Source organism: Gilliamella sp. Nev6-6, assembly GCF_001690605.1.
Lineage (GTDB): Bacteria > Pseudomonadota > Gammaproteobacteria > Enterobacterales > Orbaceae > Gilliamella > Gilliamella apicola_C.
The window spans coordinates 16,788-35,777 of sequence record NZ_LZHP01000053.1; the positions used below are offsets into that span (position 1 = coordinate 16,788).

Genomic DNA, 18,990 nt, shown 5'->3' on the forward strand with positions numbered 1-18,990 from the left:
TATGCTCAATTCTCTATATTTATTCAAACCCGTTTCATATTGGCTTGCTTTTATCATATCTTTACAATGAAATATAAAGAAATATTAATTATCTAAATTATAGAAATTTAATTACAACAAAGAGGCAATAATATGTTTTTCTTATTTTTTATTTTGGTCATTGCTGTTTTAGTTTGGCTATTTCTTGCATACAATAAGCTTAGGAGCTTAGCTGAAAATGTAAAACAAAAACAATCAAATATTTATGTAACGATAAAGAAAAGGCACGATATAGCGCAAAGGTTGTCTGATATCGCGTCTAGTTATGGCGATCATGAAAAGTTAACTCACTTTACCGTGACTGAGAGTAATAATATTGCTACCGCAAATAATGTTGCATCTGAAGCATCTCGAGTTATCGGTAATGTTCAAATGCTAGCAAATCGTTTTCCTGATTTAAAAGCAAACTCGACTTATCAGCAATTAATGGTGCAACTTGATGAGATTGAAAACACGATTTTAAAAAGAAGAGAAGATTATAATGCGGCAGTTCAGATCTATAATTCAACTCGTGGTAGTATTCCTCATCTATTCTATGCAAGTAAGTTGGGGTTTGTTGAAGCAACCTATTTTGAAGTCGATGAAAATGGTATAGAACAGCTTGCTTCATTTAAAACCGATGATGGAAAAATTCTTAGAGATACCATGGGAAGAATGGCCTCGGTAGCAACTGAAAATGTCAAAAAAATAAAAGCGAAAAGAGATAATAATACTGAAGAAGTCGAGCCGTAAAATTAACAAAGATCTAGTGATAACATTAGCGCTTCTTTGGTTTGGTTGAAAGAAAGTATATTTTTATCACTTATCATTAAAAATTCGCCGACAATGTCGGCGAAAAAATAAGTAAATATAATTAAAAATTATTACGCAAAACCTTTCAACCCAACCACATGGACATGTTCTTGGTTATTGATAACTTTACGCACAAGTTTATACGTTGTACCTTTTTCAGGACTGATATTTTCTGGGGCAGCTATAATTAATTGCATCTCCAAACGTTCACATAACTCAAATAATGTTGCAATGGATTTTGCATCTAATCGAGCCGCTTCATCTAAGAATAACAAACGACATGGTAAGATATCTTTATTACGTAGCCGCTTGGATTCTTCTTCCCAACTTTGAATCACCATGAGTAAAATTGACATACCAGTACCGATGGCCTCGCCCGTTGATAATGCGCCACTTTCAGCACGTAACCAACCATCAGCTCCCCGATTGACTTCAACATCCATTTCAAGATAATTTCGATAATCAAGTAGCTCTTCACCAATATTTTGAGCGGTTCGTTGTCCCATATCAATATGTGGATTTAAGCGCTGATAAAGTTTAGCTAAAGCCTCTGAGAAAGTAATACGATTGTTACTAAACAGATCTTGATGTTCATTTTTTTCATCAGCAAGTGCGGCTAAAAGTGAGGAATGCGCCTCTCGAACATTAACATTTAAGCGTACCCCATTAACTTGACCAAATGCCACTGCTTGTAATCCTTGGTTAAGTAGTCGGATACGGTTTTGCTCACGTTGAATAGTTTTACGGATAATATTTGACACACTTTTGGAACTTATCGCTAACTGCTGTTCTCGAGATGTTAATTCTTCGGTCAAACGCGATAACTCAATTTCCATTTGTTCAATAGCTTCAATTGGATCATCAGTTTTTACAATATCTTGGCGAATTCGTTCGCGTAAATGCGCATAAACTGCAATATAAAATTGAATTTTACGTTCTGGACGTTTTGGATCTTCAGATAATCTTAAGACATCCCGTAGATGTTCATTATCGTTAACCGCTAAACGTAATGATCCTAATGCTTTATCTGACATTGAACGCAGCTCATCGGCACTTAAATAAGCAAGCTCGCGACGATGTAAACGGCGTTCAACGCTATTGTCTTTAACTAGTCTTAGTACTAAACACCAACCCACTTTCGCTTGCACTACTTGTTCTCGAAGCTGTTTATAATCACGCAACGTTTGAGTTAAGCGTTTTTGCATTTGCGTCATTTCGCTTTCACACATAATCAGTTGTTTTTCAAGCGATGTACAATGCTGGCGATTACTATTTAATTTGTGATGGATTTCATCACGGCGAGCTCGTGCCCGCTCTTCAGTAATCGCATCGGCTTTTACACCGATTTGCTCAATTTCTTTATGTAGTTCATTTAGCATATCGCGCTTAGTTTCAAAAGCACTTTTTAGCGATGCAACCGTTTGATTATATTGATTGTATTTATCTTGATACTGTTGCATTTGGCTGCGTGCTGCAACTTTTTGAGCTTCAACGATTTCTAAGCGAGAACGTAATTGTTCATTTAAATCGCTATTTTCATTTAACATGCCCGCTGAATCTTCATAACTAAAATGAGCACGGCGTTGTATCACTTCAGTTAATGCAAAGACTTGTTGCCGAATGGTTTGTTGCTGTGCTTTGACTATATTGTAATGTTCTCGCAATGCTTCATTTTGCTCTGGATCGCTTTGTAATACCGTCACAATCGGTTCAAGTTCAGAAACTGTGTTACGATTACGGCTAACATATTGCACTGACTCTTGCGCTTCGGCTAATTGTTCACGCAATTCATCAACACGATCAGCTAAATCATCATCAGCAAGTAGATGCATCTGGGCAACAAGTTTATTAATAGTTGCTAATTGCTCTTTATAATTAGCAACTTGTTGTTGGTTTTGTTGATCGATACTTTCTTGAGATGCGAGTTGGCGTTCAATTTCACTACGTCTCATTGTTAATTTTTGAACTTCAGCTTCTGGATCAATATCAAAAGCTACGGCAAGATATTGACCGATAAATTGTCCAACATTTTGCTCAATGCGTTGTAACTTTTGTAAATCAAATGAAATAGTTGCATAACGTTCATGCAATTCATCTCGTTCAGCAGATAATTTTTCGAGATGAATTTCACGTGCTGCACGACCAAATAATGGTACATTAGGAAAACTTGAGAATCGCCATTGGCGCTCACCGGTTTTAACTAACACCGCTTTATTCATCTCTTCACAATCAAAAACACTATCATCAAATGATGATGGATCTCCTTCGATAAAATAAATATCTTCTGGATAATCCTCATCACTTGCGGTCAGGCTTTCTAACTGCTGTTTAACTAGCGATAAATCTGGTACAACAATCGCTTGCCTTGCTGGGCCGTAAAGCGCTGAAAAGTAAGGGGCATCATCGATGGTTACATCTTCATAAATTTCAGAGAGTAAGACACCATTAAATCGCTCTGAAAGCACAGATAGTCGACCATCATCAACGCCACTAGGTTGATTCAGTTGTTCAATTTGAACATCTAATTGATTACGTCTAAAACTAATTTGATCTCGTTCAGCAACAAGCACACGCTCTTTCTCAAGTAACTTTTGCATATGTTGTGTAACATCTTGGCTGTTACTAAAAGTTTCGCCTGTTTGTTCTTGCAAAGCAATTAGGGAATCTTGAGCTTTTAACCATAATGGTGCTTTTTGGCGATAATCAGCAATTTTCGATTGAATCTGTTCAAACTCTTGTCTAGATTCAATTCTTTTTTCACTCGATTTGTTAGCAAGCTCTGCGACTTCGTCTAATTGCATTTCAAGCTCTTGCTTTAAATCATCAAGCTCATCGTAATTAACTTGACGATTAACGCGTTTACAAAATTGTGTTAATAATGATTCCGCCTCTTTCTGCTCAAAAAAACGCTGTTCAAGTTCATCTAGTTGTAACTGTAAATGTTCGGCTTGTTCTGCTTGGTAACATTGTGATGGCCATTTTCTTAACGATTCTTTTGCCGCAGCAAACGCATCACTACGAGTCACATCACCAACTAATTTAACCACCAATTGATAAGCACGATCAAACTGATTAATTGCCGCATCAGATACACTTAATTTTTGTTCTAGCTCAAGCACTTGTTCGGTAATTTCTTTTTGCTTTTCATCAAATACAGCAAAATGATCTTCAATATTACTAATGCTTAGTTTTGGTAGTTGGCATAATGATTGCGCATTTTTTAGTGCTTGCAAGGCTTGTTGATATTGAATTGCACGTGTTTGTTGAACATCAAGTGCTTGCTGATAATCTGCTAGCTGGGTTTTGATTTCATCAACTTCTTGTTCAGTTTGTTGAACTTGATCACGATAAGTTTGATATTGTTCATTTGCTTCAAGCACCACTTCGTTTTGCTCTTCAAGCTTTAAATTTAAATCATCTAAATCAGCTTGATAACGATCGATCTTCTCTTGTTGACGCAATGCGGCTTGCGCTAAATTCAGGTGATCATTAGCAGCTTGTAAATCCGTTTCTAAATCGCTTTGCGCTACTTGATGTTCTTTAAGCTCTTTCGCCATTTCAACTTGACGATATTGATTGCTAATAAGCAAATCTTGTGTTTTAAACATATCACGGCGCAAACCAAGTACTGATTCAATATGCACTCGGCGTTCGTTAGAATGGCGCATATAATCAGCGGCGACATAATTAGTCGATTCACTAATAAGATGTTTAAATAAATCACGATCCGATTGCGTAACTCGAATAGCCTCTAAAGTCATTCGGTTTTCACGTAATGCCGCTTCCATATCTTGAAAGGCTTTACGTACACCGCTATTTTCAGGTAATAAATAGTCACGCAGTGAGCGGGTAATAGCACTTGAGATACCACCATAAAGTGAGGCTTCGATCAATCGGTAATATTTACTTCTATCTGATGGTGAACGTAATCGTTTTGGTAAAATACCAAAATCAAACATGACCGAATGATAATCAGTAATAGAGTTAAATTGTTTAAAGATAATGCCTTCCATCAATTCAACTTTTTCTTTTAACTCTGGCAACGACAAAATACGTGCCTGTTTGTCATTTAATCTTTCTGTTACTAATTCAGTTGGGCTTATATTTACCGATAAGCCTTGCAATAAAAATGGTTTGATATCAACTTTTTTGTCACGCCCTGCTACTTGCTGTAATCGTACACCACAAATAATTCGTTGGTTACGAGAGTTAATTACATCAAGCATAGAATAGCAAACGCCTGGTTTTAATTTACCATGCAATCCTTTATCTCGCGATCCTGATGTTGCCCCTGCTTCGGTTGTGTTTCTAAAATGTAATAAGGTTAAATCGGGAATTAATGCTGTAACAAATGCTGCCATCGTGGTGGATTTACCCGCGCCATTACCACCCGATAGCGTTGTGACTAATTGATCAAGCTCAAAAGTTCGCGCAAAAAAACCATTCCAGTTAATTAGCGTTAATGAGTGAAATTTACCGTGGCCAATCATGTTTATTCTGTCTCCTCATTAACGTCTTCATATTGCTCTTCATTATTATCATTATCTAAGGTAAGTGATGATTCAATTTTAATTGCTTCTCCATCCCTAATTAAGCGTAATTGGGCTTCTTGTACATCATCACCACTACGTACATCTGCCCCAAAGCGGAAAATAGCTTCGTTGATACGAAAACGATTACTATCGTTACCAACAATAAAAAAGATCATACCCAACCGGCGTAAACGATTTAACGCTGTTTTCACTTTATCAAAGAGTTTTTGGCGGTCCAAATCAGATCCTGTTGAACGTTGGTTCACTAATTTAAGTAATTTACTTTCATCAGCTAACGAAACTAACTCATCAAACAATTCTTGTAGGGTAAAAATGCCTTCATGAGCCAATCGTTCTGGGCTTAAGTATAAATAGCAAAGTACCTTGCCAACAAGCATATCAAGTTCAGAAAGAACTGAGCGAGGAATTAATGTTGTAGAACGAGGGCGTAGGTAAAAAAAGCCTTCTGGCGCTCGAATTAATTCTACATTATAACGTTGATAAAATTGTTCAAGCTCAAGTTGGAAATCCATTAGGAATGCATGATGATCAAGTTCATCAATACCAATATGGCGCCCAGATCGCAGTAAACTATCAAGCTCAGGAAAGATAGGATTAGCAATTGCTTGCGCCAATTTAACTGACATATATTTATCAATAGATGCTTGAGAACTTGTGGCTATACGCTCCTTAACTTCATCAAGATGATGTGCGGTTCGTTGTGTTTCAAAATCGTTAATATCTGTTGATGACATGTGCTTGCACCTTAGCTCCATAATCGTTAATAGGCTTCCACTCAGCAGGAATTCCAAGCAAATCATCTTCGGCAATACCTAGACGAATAGCTTGTTCAATAAATAATCTTGCAATATCAAAGTGTTGTTCGCGTGGGAACTGTTCCAAATAGCTATAAATGGCAAGACCTATATCAAGTGGTTTATGTTCTTGCTTAAAGACCAATAAATTTTGCTCAATATGAGCAATTATATGTTCTTGAATCTCTTCAATCATTTCAAATTCAAGTTCTGACGGTAATTCTCCTGTTACTTCTGCTTCATGTAAAGCTAGTTCTTCATCACGCATATCAAGTAAGCGATCAGCATTAGCAAAAGTCAGCGACCAAGGCAACTCAAAATATCCTTGTATCGATTTACGTAAACGCTGTGAAAACACACGATTTTTATCTAAGTCAATAGCAGTACGAATAAATTTATGGACATGGCGATCATAACCGATCCAAAGGTCTATCGCTTTTTGCCCCCAACCAATAATTCGATCTAGTTTACCTTGTAAATCCATAACAACATTGTTAATTTTATCAAGATCAGGATTATCAAGCGTCGCATCTTGTATTAAAAGCAAACTGGCTTGCAATTTATCCCCAGCCGCTGCTAAAGTGTCTTGTAATTCGCGCAATGTTTGCGATGTTTCGGTAAGTAAACCTTCACAACTACTAATTGCAGCTTGCCAATCTTGGCTTAATAAGGCTGAAATGTTTTGCTTCACATCTGCCTGCTGCTCATCCATAACACGTTGCGTGATATCAATACTGTCAAAAATCTCAGCAACGGAATATTTTAACGGCGCAAAAACATTGCGATGCCAATGCAGATCATCACCGCCTTCAAGCGCAGCATCGGCAGCACGTTTTAACTCTTGTGCAACAATAGAAAGTTGGAGAGATAAACGTAAGGTGGAAAACTCTCGCTGACGAATATAATAATCAGTAATACCTATTCCCAATGGCGTCAAACGATAGATAGAAAACCCATCAGTCATTTCACTGGTAAATCGAGTAATAAACCGCTGTCGGACTAAATCATTAATTGCATTATTGGCACGCACAGTAATGGTATCTTCACTTTGCTCAAAAATTTGTGAAACATGCCTAAAAGCGTCAATTAATTCCGATTCTGTCATCTCTCCATCAAAACGCTCTCTGTTTAATACAGCAATAGCTAATAAAAAAGCTAACCTTTCAACAGGCAAGACGATCGAAAAATCATTCTTTTTTGCCCAAGAGACCAGTTCTGGCACTGATTGGGAAAAATCAATCATAAAAAATCCTTAATTTAAGGAGATAAAATCGAATCATACCTCAAAGTTTTATATCTCAAGGTAGAAACAAAAATAACGCCAATTATATAACAATATAGAGTAAATTTGTAATGGAATTCGATGAAAGCTCGAAAACTATAATTATTTAACTTACATTGCCTTTTAACGGTATAATAATAAAAAATAAGATAATCTGAAAAGACCAATACTTTTATATTGGTCATAATAACATGAAGTTAATTAAGAGTTGTTGAGCTTTTGTGTTCGTATATTAATCAACAATGCATTGGCAGCCACAAAAGTATAAGTGCTAGCGATATCATGATGTTATCCTTGCGAAAGCTCGAAACAAATCGGTAAACTACCACTATCAACAGCGAGATGGATTTTAGTTGAATTGCCCCGCAGCTTTTTCTTATCTGCTGTGAATACTGAGTTGTTACAACTGAGTTATATCGATGCGCTCGCACAATAAAACCATCGAGGAAAACCCATTCAAAACAGCTATACTTAATAGTTGTTTGAAAATATACATTAATATGACTTTTCTAGGGCATAAATTAAAACATCTATAGAATGTATTTCATTAACCAAATGTAATTGGTAAATCTTGCCAAGGAATACCCGTTCTTATTCGGAACAGTATTCCTTCAAATGTCACCCTATTATTCTGGTTTATTATAAGCTTGCCCGTACTTTTCATTATTTTCATCATCGTTTCTTACTGCTTATCTGTTAACATTGTTCTTGGTATAGTGAACTAAGTTATGGTTGTTTTTTGGCAAAATTATTATAAAGTTCACTATGCTATTAAAAAAACTACCATCAGAGATAAACACACGCTAATAATATAAAAATTAATCGCCTCTGCACACCGCAATAGTACTAGGATAATTCGCACGATCTAGAGAAACGTTACCTCTAAGCCCCATTACTCGATATACTTTTCCCCCAAAAAAACCACCGTTTATTTTTTCTAACTCACTGGTCCATCTTTCACCATCTTTACTCCAAATTCCACCATATCTTTGGGTTATACCCCATTCTCCCATAAATGTCCCTACAGCCCGAATAAAATGATCCCAATTATTAGTTAGCTCATTGATATCATACAAGTATTGACGTCGAAAATTATAGTTCATTGCTTCCTCTTTTGTTGTTCTTCCTTGTCTTGAACCTCGACAAAAATCTAATGCTGGGAAACGAGTTGCAGAATTTACCATTCGATTGTTTGCAAAGACTATTTCCGAACTACCAGCTCTTGCCCATTTATTTGGGACCGGAATAGTAAAATTATCTAACCATATCCATGATTGACCATTAAAATATTCCATTGTTATCGTCGGTGTTCCATTTTGGATAAACTCCCCTTTTGTTGCCGACTCATATATTACAGAACAGTTTTGTGCAATTCCTCCTGCAGTCCATAAAGAAATCTTTCCTGCTCCATTATGAGAATAGCAACGATATCGAGTTTGATCGGCTCCTGAACCAATTAAACTAAAACCAGCTTTTTTAAATCCAGTTGTAGGAAAACCTGACCAACGACTAAAACCGTTTATTTCATTAAACACACTACTATCGTGCCCACCATAATTAGTCATCTCATTTGGTTTAAGATAACAAATACCTTGTCCATATGGCATAAAAGTATATACAACAGGAGGAGCACTACCATAAAACCGACTATTAGGAATACCATATCTGGTAGTTACACTTACATCATTTACCTCAACTTTTAAGGTATATGGACCACCACAGTTCCATAATTCCCAATTTAAACGATCGTTAGGTATCGGTATATTATTGTCATACCATGTAGCTTTCATAGTACCCGAAATTGTTCCCTCCTTTTCGTCACCATCATCATCACCGATTAATACACCAGCAACATTATGAAAATTTCCATCAGCAGGAACTAATGTCCATACATCCGAAAAATGCATGTGTTCTGGTGCACGAATAGCGACAGAGGAATCCCACGCATTTAACCATTCTATGCCACCATGGCCATCTCGTCTCGGCATATTAAAGCCTTGAAGTTGGTTTAAATTTGATAGTTTTGTAACTCGATCTGTTAATAATAAATAAGGTGCGTTACCAATAATTGCTTTTTGAGAGATCGCTGAATAGGATTTAGCAGCATGAACAGAAAAAGTTGAAAGAAATAAAAAAGAAATAACATATATAAAAATAAAACTTCTGTAGTTATTTTTTTTCATCATAATATCCTTATGTTTTTTTTAATTTATTTTTACTCTAATTAAGATCCCTTACCTATAGCGCATTAAAAAGTTTATAAATAAATTAAAATCATAAATTCATAATTTTACTTTTACCTATAAAAATTAATAAATAACATATTAATTATAATTGTTTTTTATTTTATTTTAAACAGTATAAAAATAAATTTGAATTTATTTATTCCGTACTCGCACAAACGCTTATTTATGCTAAAATCAGTATACATTCTATAAACTAACATAAGGACGTAACGAAATGCATATCGGTATACCTAAAGAACGGTTAGCCAATGAAGCTAGAGTTGCAGCAACGCCTCAAACTGTTGGACAACTGTTAAAACTTGGCTTTACAGTCTCTGTAGAACAGGGCGCTGGACATGCTGCTCATTTTGAAGACCAAGCTTTTATTGATGCTGGAGCAACCATTCAAAACACGCAAGAAATTTGGCAAAATGATCTGATTTTAAAATTTCATGCACCAACAGATGATGAAATTGCTTTAATGAAAGAGGGATTAACCCTTATCAGTTATATTTATCCAGCTCAACATAAAGAACTATTAGAAAAACTTGCCACTAAAAATGTTACTGTTATGGCAATGGACTGTGTGCCACGTATTTCACGCGCACAATCTTTGGACGCATTGAGTTCAATGTCTAATATTGCCGGTTACCGTTCAGTTATCGAAGCAGCAAATCAATTTGGTCGATTTTTTACCGGTCAAGTTACCGCTGCCGGTAAAGTGCCTCCAGCTAAAATATTAGTTATTGGAGCAGGTGTTGCAGGCCTTGCAGCAATTGGTGCCGCAGTGAGTTTGGGGGCAATTGTTCGTGCTTTTGATACCCGACCTGAAGTTGCCGAACAAATTAACAGCATGGGCGCTGACTTTTTAGAGTTAGATTTTGAAGAAGAAGCAGGTTCTGGTGACGGTTATGCTAAACAGATGTCAGCCGCCTTTATTGAAGCTGAAATGGCCCTATTTGCTGAGCAAGCGAAAGATGTTGATATTATTATCACAACAGCATTAATTCCAGGCAAACCTGCACCAAAACTCATTTCGAAAGAAATGGTTGAATCAATGAAACCTGGCAGTGTTATTGTTGATTTAGCAGCATTAACTGGCGGAAACTGTGAATTGACTAAACCAGGTGAAATTTTCGAAACGGATAACAACGTAAAGATTGTTGGTTATACTGATTTAGCTAATCGTATGCCAGCGCAAGCATCACAACTTTATGGTACGAACATTGTTAACCTATTAAAACTACTTGCTAAAGAAAAAGACGGGAATATTGATATCAATTTTGAAGATGTCGTAATCCGTGGTGTAACGGTGGTTAAAGACAAAGAAATTACTTGGCCAGCACCGCCAATTCAGGTATCAGCTCAACCTCAGAAAAAAGCAGCTGAACCAATTGCTAAACCTGAACCTAAACCAATGGATGTTCGTAAAAAATACGGTATTTTAGCTTTGGCTATTATTGCTTTCTTCTGGCTTGCTCATTCCGTTCCTGAAAGCTTTTTAGGTCACTTTACTGTGTTTGCATTATCTTGTGTTGTTGGCTACTACGTAGTATGGAATGTCACACACTCTTTACATACACCTCTGATGTCGGTAACAAATGCAATTTCCGGTATTATATTAGTCGGTGCAATATTACAAGTCAGCGATGATAATGGCTTAACAACGGCAATTGCCTTTGTAGCTATTTTGATTGCTAGTATCAATATTTTTGGTGGATTCTTTGTTACCCAAAGAATGCTGAAAATGTTCCAACGTGATAAGTAAAGGAGAGCATAAATTATGAGTAATGGAATAATTCAAGCAGCCTATGTTATTGCTGCATTACTTTTTATTTTTAGCTTACGAGGTCTTTCTAACCAAGAGTCGGCCAAATCAGGAAATATCTACGGTATGATTGGCATGGCAATCGCCCTTATCGCAGCGGTTGCTAGTATCACTGGTGGACTACACTGGATAGTTATCGCTATGGTTATTGGTGCGGCAATTGGTTTATATTTAGCTCAAAAAGTTGAAATGACACAAATGCCAGAACTGGTTGCCTTACTTCACAGCTTTGTTGGCATGGCCGCCGTGCTTGTTGGTTTCAACAGTTTCTTAGATCCTCACATCCAAGATTTTAGCGGTGGTGAACTTAGTGTTCACTTAGTTGAAATATTTGTTGGTGTCTTTATCGGTGCTGTTACTTTCTCTGGCTCTGTTGTCGCCTTTGGCAAATTAAATGGTCGCATTAGTTCTAAACCGCTATCCATTCCAAACAAACATTATTGGAACTTAGCAGCAATTGTTGTTTCTATCATTTTAATGTTTAGCTTTGTTGAACTGAAAAGTGGTGCAGGTGCAACAATTAGCTTATTAGTTATGGCAATTATCGCTTTTGCTTTTGGCTTCCATCTTGTTGCCTCAATTGGTGGTGCTGACATGCCTGTTGTTATTTCAATGCTAAACTCTTATTCGGGTTGGGCTGCCGCTGCTGCAGGCTTTATGCTAGGTAATGATCTTCTTATTGTAACTGGTGCATTAGTTGGTTCATCCGGCGCAATTCTTTCATATATTATGTGTAAAGCAATGAACCGTTCATTTATTAGCGTTATCGCAGGTGGATTTGGTAGTGATGGTAATATAGCAAATTCATCTGATGAAGAACAAGGTGAGTACCGTGAAATGCAACCCGCTGAAGTTGCACAAACATTAAAAGAAGCTCGCTCTGTTATTATTGTTCCTGGCTATGGTATGGCTGTTGCACAAGCACAAGGTGCTGTAAGTAATATTACAGAAAAACTACGAGCAATGGATATTGAAGTGAGATTTGGTATTCACCCTGTTGCAGGACGCTTGCCTGGACATATGAATGTGTTACTTGCGGAAGCCAAAGTCCCTTATGATATCGTCCTTGAAATGGATGAAATCAATGATGACTTCCCTGACACCGATGTCGTTTGGGTTATTGGTGCAAATGATACTGTTAACCCAGCAGCAGAAGAAGATCCAAATAGTCCAATTGCTGGCATGCCAGTTCTTGAGGTTTGGAAAGCAAAAACGGTAATTATTTCTAAACGATCAATGAATACCGGTTATGCAGGTGTGCAAAACCCACTCTTCTTTAAAGAAAATAGTTATATGCTATTTGGCGATGCGAAAGATAGCGTTGAGAAAGTACTACAAAACCTTTAATTAATCGCGGCAAATATTACTGTGGCGCTTGCCACAGTAATAACCGAAAAATAAGCTTTTGCCGCCTATCTACAAACTTAAATGCTAGAAATTCATACCATTAATATTAATTAAATTAAATAGTAACTAAATTAGCAAAATAATATTAACCTTTTCTGTTAGTGCCAACTAAACAAATGATTTATTTAGTTAAAATAATTTTAGAAAAATACAGGTTTCATGTATGAAATAGCCTTTCTGCTAACAGTTATCTTTTTTAATTTGTTCTTTATGATAAAGATAATACGCTCCACGGGACACCATTCGAAGCTGGAAAATAAGATCTTCAATTAGTTTTTGACGCTGAACTATGTCAAAATCAATGGCTTCAGCACCAGCATTAAATGCAATAGTGACCATCGCTTCGGCTTGCGCTTCGTTATAATGGTGAGGCATTTGGTTGGCATTATCAAGATAGTCAACAAGCTCAACAATAAAGTGCTGAATTTCGCGCGCAATAGCAGAGCGAAAAGCAGACGATGTCCCTGCCTTTTCACGAAGAAGCAATAAAAATACTTTCGGATTTCTATCAATAAATTCAATAAAAGTGGTTACTGATGTCTGTAATACACTACCACCTTTTTCGATACGCTTACGTGCTTGACGCAACAATTGACGAAGCGTTAAGCCACTTTCATCAACCATGGCTAAACCAAGCTCATCCATATCACGGAAATGCCGATAAAATGAAGTAGCGGCTATTCCTGCTTCACGCGCTACTTCTCGTAAACTTAAACTAGCAAAACCTTGCTCTGCATTAAGTTGATTAAATGCGGCTTCGATTAAAGTACGGCGAGTTCTTTCTTTCTGTTGAGCTCGAACACCACCAGTCTTGATATTTTTCATCTAATAGCTCAATTCTGATATTCCTACATCCTCAAACATTAATTTGCTGATTTTAATAATTGCTCTTTTTCAGCAAGTACTTTTGGCATATGCTCACGGATAGTCTTAGCTATTGTTTCATAGCGAGAGCGTAATGGTGAACCAGGGCGATAAATCAAAGTAATACTACGTGATGGCACTGGGTCTGTACAAGGAATATAACAGATATTATCACGAATTCGCTCATTAGGAGCAGCAAGTTCTGGAAATAAAGTGATACCACGACCGGCAGAAATCATACTCCTTAGCGTTTCAAGACTAGTCGCTTTGAACTGTTTATCTTCATCAATGCCAACTTGAAAACAATACCCCATTGCGTGATCACGCAAGCAGTGACCATCTTCTAACATTAAAAATTTATGTCCTTTTAAGCCAGATAATTTAATGGTCTTTTTATTTGCTAGCTCGTTATCAGATCGAACAGCTAAAAACATCGGTTCCTCAAATAAAGGCAATTCAATAAATTGAGATGTCTCTTTAACTTGCGCAACAATAGCGCAATCAAGCTTACCACTTTCTAACTGGGCAACAATACTAGCCGTTTGTGCTTCATGTAAGTAAAGTTCTAATTTTGGAAAAGATTCATGTAAAACGGTAATAACATGAGGTAAAAGATAAGGCGCTATAGTAGGAATTAATCCGATATGCATCGGTCCTGACATTTCTTCACCTTGACGGCTTGCCATTTCTTTTAGAATTTGAATATTACGCAAAATCTCTTTAGCCTGTTCAACTAGCATCATACCTGTTTGTGTAAATAATACTTTGCGGCTCGTACGTTCTAATAACATTACGCCTAATTCATCTTCTAATTTTCTAATTTGGCCACTAAGAGTTGGTTGACTCACATTGCAAGCATCTGCTGCTTTACGAAAATGGCGAAATTCAGCTAACGAAACAAAATATTCCAAATCACGAATATTCATAATATCCCCAATAAGTTATTAGTTAATGGTATATACTCAAATAGCTTCCATATGTAAGATTAATAGCATTAAAAATGCGCTTTATAATTTCTTAAATTATAATGCTTTATAAATAATATCCTACGAAACAAATAAACAAGAAGAAGTTCTGAGTATAGTTTTATTTCATCTTAATCAGTTAGTAAAAAAACACTAACCAATGCAAAACGAAATTTGTCGTTTTTAATTAGGTATTACTAATATTACTATATTAAGTACTATTGTTGATAATTATGTTCAAAAAATCAAATATAATATTTAAATCATTTTGGAAAAATCATTTTATTGAGAGAAAAACATCAATTTTAAGAAACATGGAAACTTATTAGCAATTACGATATAATCACACACAATAACTATTTTTAAGCCAAGATACTTTTTTGAGGTGTGCTATTTTTAAACAAGTTTCACGTTTTTATCAAAAGTTTTTCCGTCATGAAGATAAACAGAAAATGGGCTATGTGTCCATTCCACGTAATGAACATAATATATCCCGCAAAGAAATTAGTGAAAATGCATTAAAAGTCCTTCATCGATTAAATAAACAAGGGTATGAAGCTTATTTAGTAGGTGGATGTATTAGAGATCTCATTTTAGGCAAAACACCAAAAGATTTTGATATCACGACTAATGCAACGCCCGAGCAAATTCAGAAGCTTTTCCGTAACTGTCGTCTAGTGGGAAGACGATTTCGCCTCGCTCACATTATGTTTGGCAAAGAAATCATTGAAGTTGCGACTTTTCGTGGAGATCATGCGTCTCAAGAAGGACAAACTAATATATCTAAACGTTCACAATCAGGTATGCTGTTACGAGATAATGTGTACGGAACTATTGAACAAGATGCAATTCGCCGCGATTTTACCATGAATGCCCTTTATTATAGTATTAATGATTTCACTTTACGTGATTATTGCGGAGGATTGAAAGATTTACAAAAAGGTATTATTCGATTAATCGGCGATCCACAGACTCGTTATCGAGAAGATCCTGTTAGAATGTTAAGAACTGTTCGTTTTGCTGCTAAATTAAATATGGCAATTGAACCAGCTACTGCTGAACCAATTAAACACCTTGCACCTTTATTAAAAAATATTCCGTCTGCTCGGCTTTTTGATGAGTCTCTTAAACTATTACAAGCAGGCAATGGCTACAAAACTTATGAGCTACTGAGAGAATATTGTCTTTTTGAGCAATTATTTCCGATTATTGGGCGGTTTTTTACCAATAATCAAAATGGTTACCTAGAAAAAATCATTGCGCAGGCTCTAAAAAATACCGATTATCGTATTGCCAACAATAAACGGGTCAACCCTGCATTTTTATTCGCTGCATTTTTCTGGTACCCAATTATTGAGCAAACACAAGCAACCTGCGTTGAAAGTGGCTTACCATTCCATGATTCATTTTCGATGACAATTAACGAAGTGCTAAGTGAGCAATGCAAAAATATTGCCATACCTCGACGTTTTACCTCTACAATGGGAGATATTTGGCGCTTGCAGCTACGTATGAAAAAACGAGAAGGTAAACGAGCATTTGTTATATTAGAACATCCTAAATTTCGAGCAGCTTATGATCTGTTAGAAATGCGAGCCTCAATCGAAAAAGGAGAACTCTTAGAACTGGCTAAATGGTGGGATGAATTCCAATACTCTTCGGTAGAAAAAAGAATATTGATGGTAAAACAACTTAATAAAATCAATAAACGCAAAGTGAAACGTTAATTTTTAATTCGCACTTTTATAAATAATCGTTATAATGTTGAAATTAAAATAATCATAATAATTTTATAATCATTGATGAAAAAATTAACGCCTTCTCTTATTGCACTAACCATCACTATTTCTTTGTATAACAACGCTAGTTATGCTATAGATTTACCGAAAGCTGTTAGCAATAATCCTCAATGCCTTGTAGACGTACCTAGGTTTGATCGCCCTTTAGTCAATGGAAATATAAATACCTTACCAGTCAATGCTGAAGCTAATCAATTCGAAGCGATTTATCCAAATATTGCCATATATCAAGGTGAAGTATTTATTGAGCAAGGTAACCGCACTGTTCAAGCAGACAAAGTAACCATTGACACCAATGATGATAATAATCGAACTGTAACATTAGAAGGAAATATTAATTATCAAGATAATTTGATAAAAATGAAAGGCGAGAATGCATCAATGAATCTCAATAACAATGATGCCAATATGAGCCCAAGCCAATATCACCTTGTTAATCGACTTGGTCGCGGTAATGCTGATCAGATGAATTTTGAAAAGAACCGCTATGTTATTTTAAAAAATGGTAGTTTTACATCTTGTCCTGTTAATGATAGTACATGGAATATTAAGGGAACAACGGTTATTCATGACAATGAAGAACAGCTACTAGAAGTTTGGAATGCGGTATTTAGTGTTGGTAAAGTCCCTGTTCTATATTCACCTTATTTACAATTACCAACTGGCGATAAACGTCGCTCTGGATTATTGATGCCTAATTTTGGCTATGACAGTACTGATGGCATTGATTTTTCAATACCAATCTATTGGAATATTGCACCAAATTATGATGCAACTTTTACGCCGAGAATTTTACAAAAACGAGGTGTACAATTACAAACAGAATTTCGTTATTTAAATGAAATAGGTTTAGGCACACTTGCATTTTCTTGGTTGCAACATGATAGACAATATGACGCAGATAGAAAAAATCATTTTAATGGCAACAATTATGATGATAATAAACATCGTTGGTTATTCCATTGGAAAAATGAAGAATTAATTAACTATAATTGGCGTTTTTATACTGATACAACGCGTGTTAGCGACAATCAGTATCTTACCAATCTAAACTCTAAATATGCATCCCAAACTGCTGGCTACTTAACACAGTTCTATAAAATTGCTTATAATGACGAGAATTGGGATCTTACGCTAGGCTATAAGCATTTTCAGCCATTTCACTCTGAATTAAAAAATTCACTTTACCAAACCGAGCCACAATTAGATATTAGTTATTATAATAATGATTTGGGACCTTTCAAGTTTAGAGCATTTTCTCAACTATCCCGCTTCTTGACATCGGGTCAAAAGAAACCTAAAGCATGGCGAGCACATCTGGAACCAACGCTTAATTATACCTTAACCAATTCTTGGTCATCATTAGCCACTGAAGCGGGTTTTATGGCTACTCACTATAAACAAGATAATATTAAAAATTATATTGATCAATATAAATACTTAGACAAAAACGTAAATCGTTTTTTACCTAAATTTAGTATTGACGGTAAAGTCATCTTTGAACGGGATATGCCTTATCTCCATAACTATACTCAAACCTTAGAACCACGAGTAAAATACATCTATATTCCATATCGAAAACAATCAAATATTTGGGCATATGATTCCACTATATTGCAATCAGATTATATTGGCTTATTCAGAGATCAGCCTTATAGTGGCCTAGATAGAATTGCTTCAACTAATAAAATATCAACGGGTGTAACAACACGAATTTATAATCAGAACAAAGTTGAAAAATTCAACTTATCAATTGGGCAAATTACTTATTTTACCAAATCAAAAACAAGTGAACACAATAATGGTTTAGACGAAAACTCTGACACTGGCAGTATTACTTGGGCATCAGATAATTTTTGGCGCATAAATGATGACATGATCTTTAGAAGTGGGGTCCAGTATGATACTCGAATTGATACAATTTCATTAGCTAATGCGACATTTGAATATCGACCTTCTGCAGATAAGTTAGCACAATTATCTTATCGCTACGCAAATCGTAACTATATTGATACTGTTGATAAAAATTCTGCTTATAGAGGTTACAAACAAGACATCTCCCAAGCAGGAGTGATGACAGCGTGGCCATTATCACAAACAGTCAGCGCTGTTGGATCGTATTATTATGATGTAAAATTAGGGCAATCCGCAGATGGTTTTGTCGGATTACATTATAGTGATTGTTGTTGGGGAACAACAATACAGTATGGTAGAAAATTAACAGATTGGAACAATACTTCTCGTAGAAGCAAATATGAAAATAAATTGTCTATTAATTTCGAATTGCAAGGATTAGGCAACAATCGAGACACCAAAGCCAAAATGCTAAATTTCGGAAAACTACCATATACAACAACATTTGAATAAGATATTTCTGTAAAAATGATAGATAACCAATAAATTTATTGCAAGCAGTGAATGCTGCAACAACAAAATGAGTTG

General features: G+C 35.9%; 11 protein-coding genes and 1 pseudogene. 5 read left to right on the plus strand and 7 right to left on the minus strand.

Annotated elements, in window-relative coordinates:
• Positions 1 to 132: 132 nt before the first annotated feature.
• Positions 133 to 771: a LemA family protein gene (locus A9G42_RS06170; RefSeq protein ID WP_065580165.1), complete on the plus strand. Its 639-nt coding sequence runs from the start codon at positions 133 to 135 to the stop codon at positions 769 to 771.
• A 131-nt stretch (positions 772 to 902) separates the two neighbouring features.
• Here the strand turns inward: A9G42_RS06170 and mukB are convergent, their stop codons facing one another.
• The 5 genes and pseudogenes from mukB to A9G42_RS06190 form a co-directional block, all read right to left on the minus strand.
• On the minus strand, positions 903 to 5,321 hold the full coding sequence (mukB, locus tag A9G42_RS06175) for a chromosome partition protein MukB (RefSeq protein WP_065652962.1): 4,419 nt from the start codon (positions 5,319 to 5,321) through the stop codon (positions 903 to 905).
• Between the two features lie 2 nt (positions 5,322 to 5,323).
• Positions 5,324 to 6,010: a chromosome partition protein MukE gene (gene mukE, locus A9G42_RS06180; protein WP_065582551.1), complete on the minus strand. Its 687-nt coding sequence runs from the start codon at positions 6,008 to 6,010 to the stop codon at positions 5,324 to 5,326.
• An 88-nt stretch (positions 6,011 to 6,098) separates the two neighbouring features.
• The gene (gene mukF / locus A9G42_RS06185; protein WP_065652963.1) at positions 6,099 to 7,421 is read right to left on the minus strand and encodes a chromosome partition protein MukF; all 1,323 of its coding nucleotides are present in this window, start codon (positions 7,419 to 7,421) and stop codon (positions 6,099 to 6,101) included.
• 330 nt (positions 7,422 to 7,751) lie between these two features.
• Positions 7,752 to 8,136: pseudogene (locus tag A9G42_RS14750) on the minus strand (transposase); the annotation flags it as partial.
• 142 nt (positions 8,137 to 8,278) lie between these two features.
• Positions 8,279 to 9,643: a hypothetical protein gene (locus A9G42_RS06190; protein WP_065652964.1), complete on the minus strand. Its 1,365-nt coding sequence runs from the start codon at positions 9,641 to 9,643 to the stop codon at positions 8,279 to 8,281.
• Between the two features lie 277 nt (positions 9,644 to 9,920).
• Here A9G42_RS06190 and pntA point away from each other — a divergent pair, with 277 nt between their 5' ends.
• On the plus strand, positions 9,921 to 11,453 hold the full coding sequence (pntA, locus tag A9G42_RS06195; RefSeq protein WP_065652965.1) for a Re/Si-specific NAD(P)(+) transhydrogenase subunit alpha: 1,533 nt from the start codon (positions 9,921 to 9,923) through the stop codon (positions 11,451 to 11,453).
• A gap of 15 nt (positions 11,454 to 11,468) precedes the next feature.
• Positions 11,469 to 12,860: a Re/Si-specific NAD(P)(+) transhydrogenase subunit beta gene (pntB, locus tag A9G42_RS06200; RefSeq protein WP_065588715.1), complete on the plus strand. Its 1,392-nt coding sequence runs from the start codon at positions 11,469 to 11,471 to the stop codon at positions 12,858 to 12,860.
• A gap of 240 nt (positions 12,861 to 13,100) precedes the next feature.
• Here pntB and fabR read toward each other — a convergent pair whose 3' ends face one another.
• Entirely contained in the window at positions 13,101 to 13,745 is a 645-nt protein-coding gene (gene fabR / locus A9G42_RS06205; protein ID WP_065566848.1) for an HTH-type transcriptional repressor FabR, read from the minus strand.
• A gap of 38 nt (positions 13,746 to 13,783) precedes the next feature.
• The gene (oxyR, locus tag A9G42_RS06210) at positions 13,784 to 14,710 is read right to left on the minus strand and encodes a DNA-binding transcriptional regulator OxyR (RefSeq protein ID WP_065566849.1); all 927 of its coding nucleotides are present in this window, start codon (positions 14,708 to 14,710) and stop codon (positions 13,784 to 13,786) included.
• Between the two features lie 431 nt (positions 14,711 to 15,141).
• On the opposite strand from oxyR, the gene pcnB reads away from it, so the two are divergent.
• The gene (gene pcnB, locus A9G42_RS06215) at positions 15,142 to 16,476 is read left to right on the plus strand and encodes a polynucleotide adenylyltransferase PcnB (RefSeq protein WP_081297937.1); all 1,335 of its coding nucleotides are present in this window, start codon (positions 15,142 to 15,144) and stop codon (positions 16,474 to 16,476) included.
• Positions 16,477 to 16,551: 75 nt separating this feature from the next.
• Positions 16,552 to 18,915 carry an LPS assembly protein LptD gene (gene lptD / locus A9G42_RS06220; protein ID WP_065566851.1) on the plus strand — a complete coding sequence of 788 codons (2,364 nt, stop codon included), beginning with the start codon at positions 16,552 to 16,554 and terminating at the stop codon, positions 18,913 to 18,915.
• Positions 18,916 to 18,990 lie beyond the last annotated feature (75 nt).

Excerpts from the sequence above, each read along its gene's own strand:
- A9G42_RS06170 (WP_065580165.1), top strand. The coding sequence starts at position 133 with ATGTTTTTCTTATTTTTTATTTTGGTCATTGCTGTTTTAGTTTGGCTA.
- mukB (WP_065652962.1), bottom strand. The coding sequence starts at position 5,321 with ATGATTGGCCACGGTAAATTTCACTCATTAACGCTAATTAACTGGAAT.
- mukE (WP_065582551.1), bottom strand. The coding sequence starts at position 6,010 with ATGTCAGTTAAATTGGCGCAAGCAATTGCTAATCCTATCTTTCCTGAG.
- mukF (WP_065652963.1), bottom strand. The coding sequence starts at position 7,421 with ATGATTGATTTTTCCCAATCAGTGCCAGAACTGGTCTCTTGGGCAAAA.
- A9G42_RS06190 (WP_065652964.1), bottom strand. The coding sequence starts at position 9,643 with ATGAAAAAAAATAACTACAGAAGTTTTATTTTTATATATGTTATTTCT.
- pntA (WP_065652965.1), top strand. The coding sequence starts at position 9,921 with ATGCATATCGGTATACCTAAAGAACGGTTAGCCAATGAAGCTAGAGTT.
- pntB (WP_065588715.1), top strand. The coding sequence starts at position 11,469 with ATGAGTAATGGAATAATTCAAGCAGCCTATGTTATTGCTGCATTACTT.
- fabR (WP_065566848.1), bottom strand. The coding sequence starts at position 13,745 with ATGAAAAATATCAAGACTGGTGGTGTTCGAGCTCAACAGAAAGAAAGA.
- oxyR (WP_065566849.1), bottom strand. The coding sequence starts at position 14,710 with ATGAATATTCGTGATTTGGAATATTTTGTTTCGTTAGCTGAATTTCGC.
- lptD (WP_065566851.1), top strand. The coding sequence starts at position 16,552 with ATGAAAAAATTAACGCCTTCTCTTATTGCACTAACCATCACTATTTCT.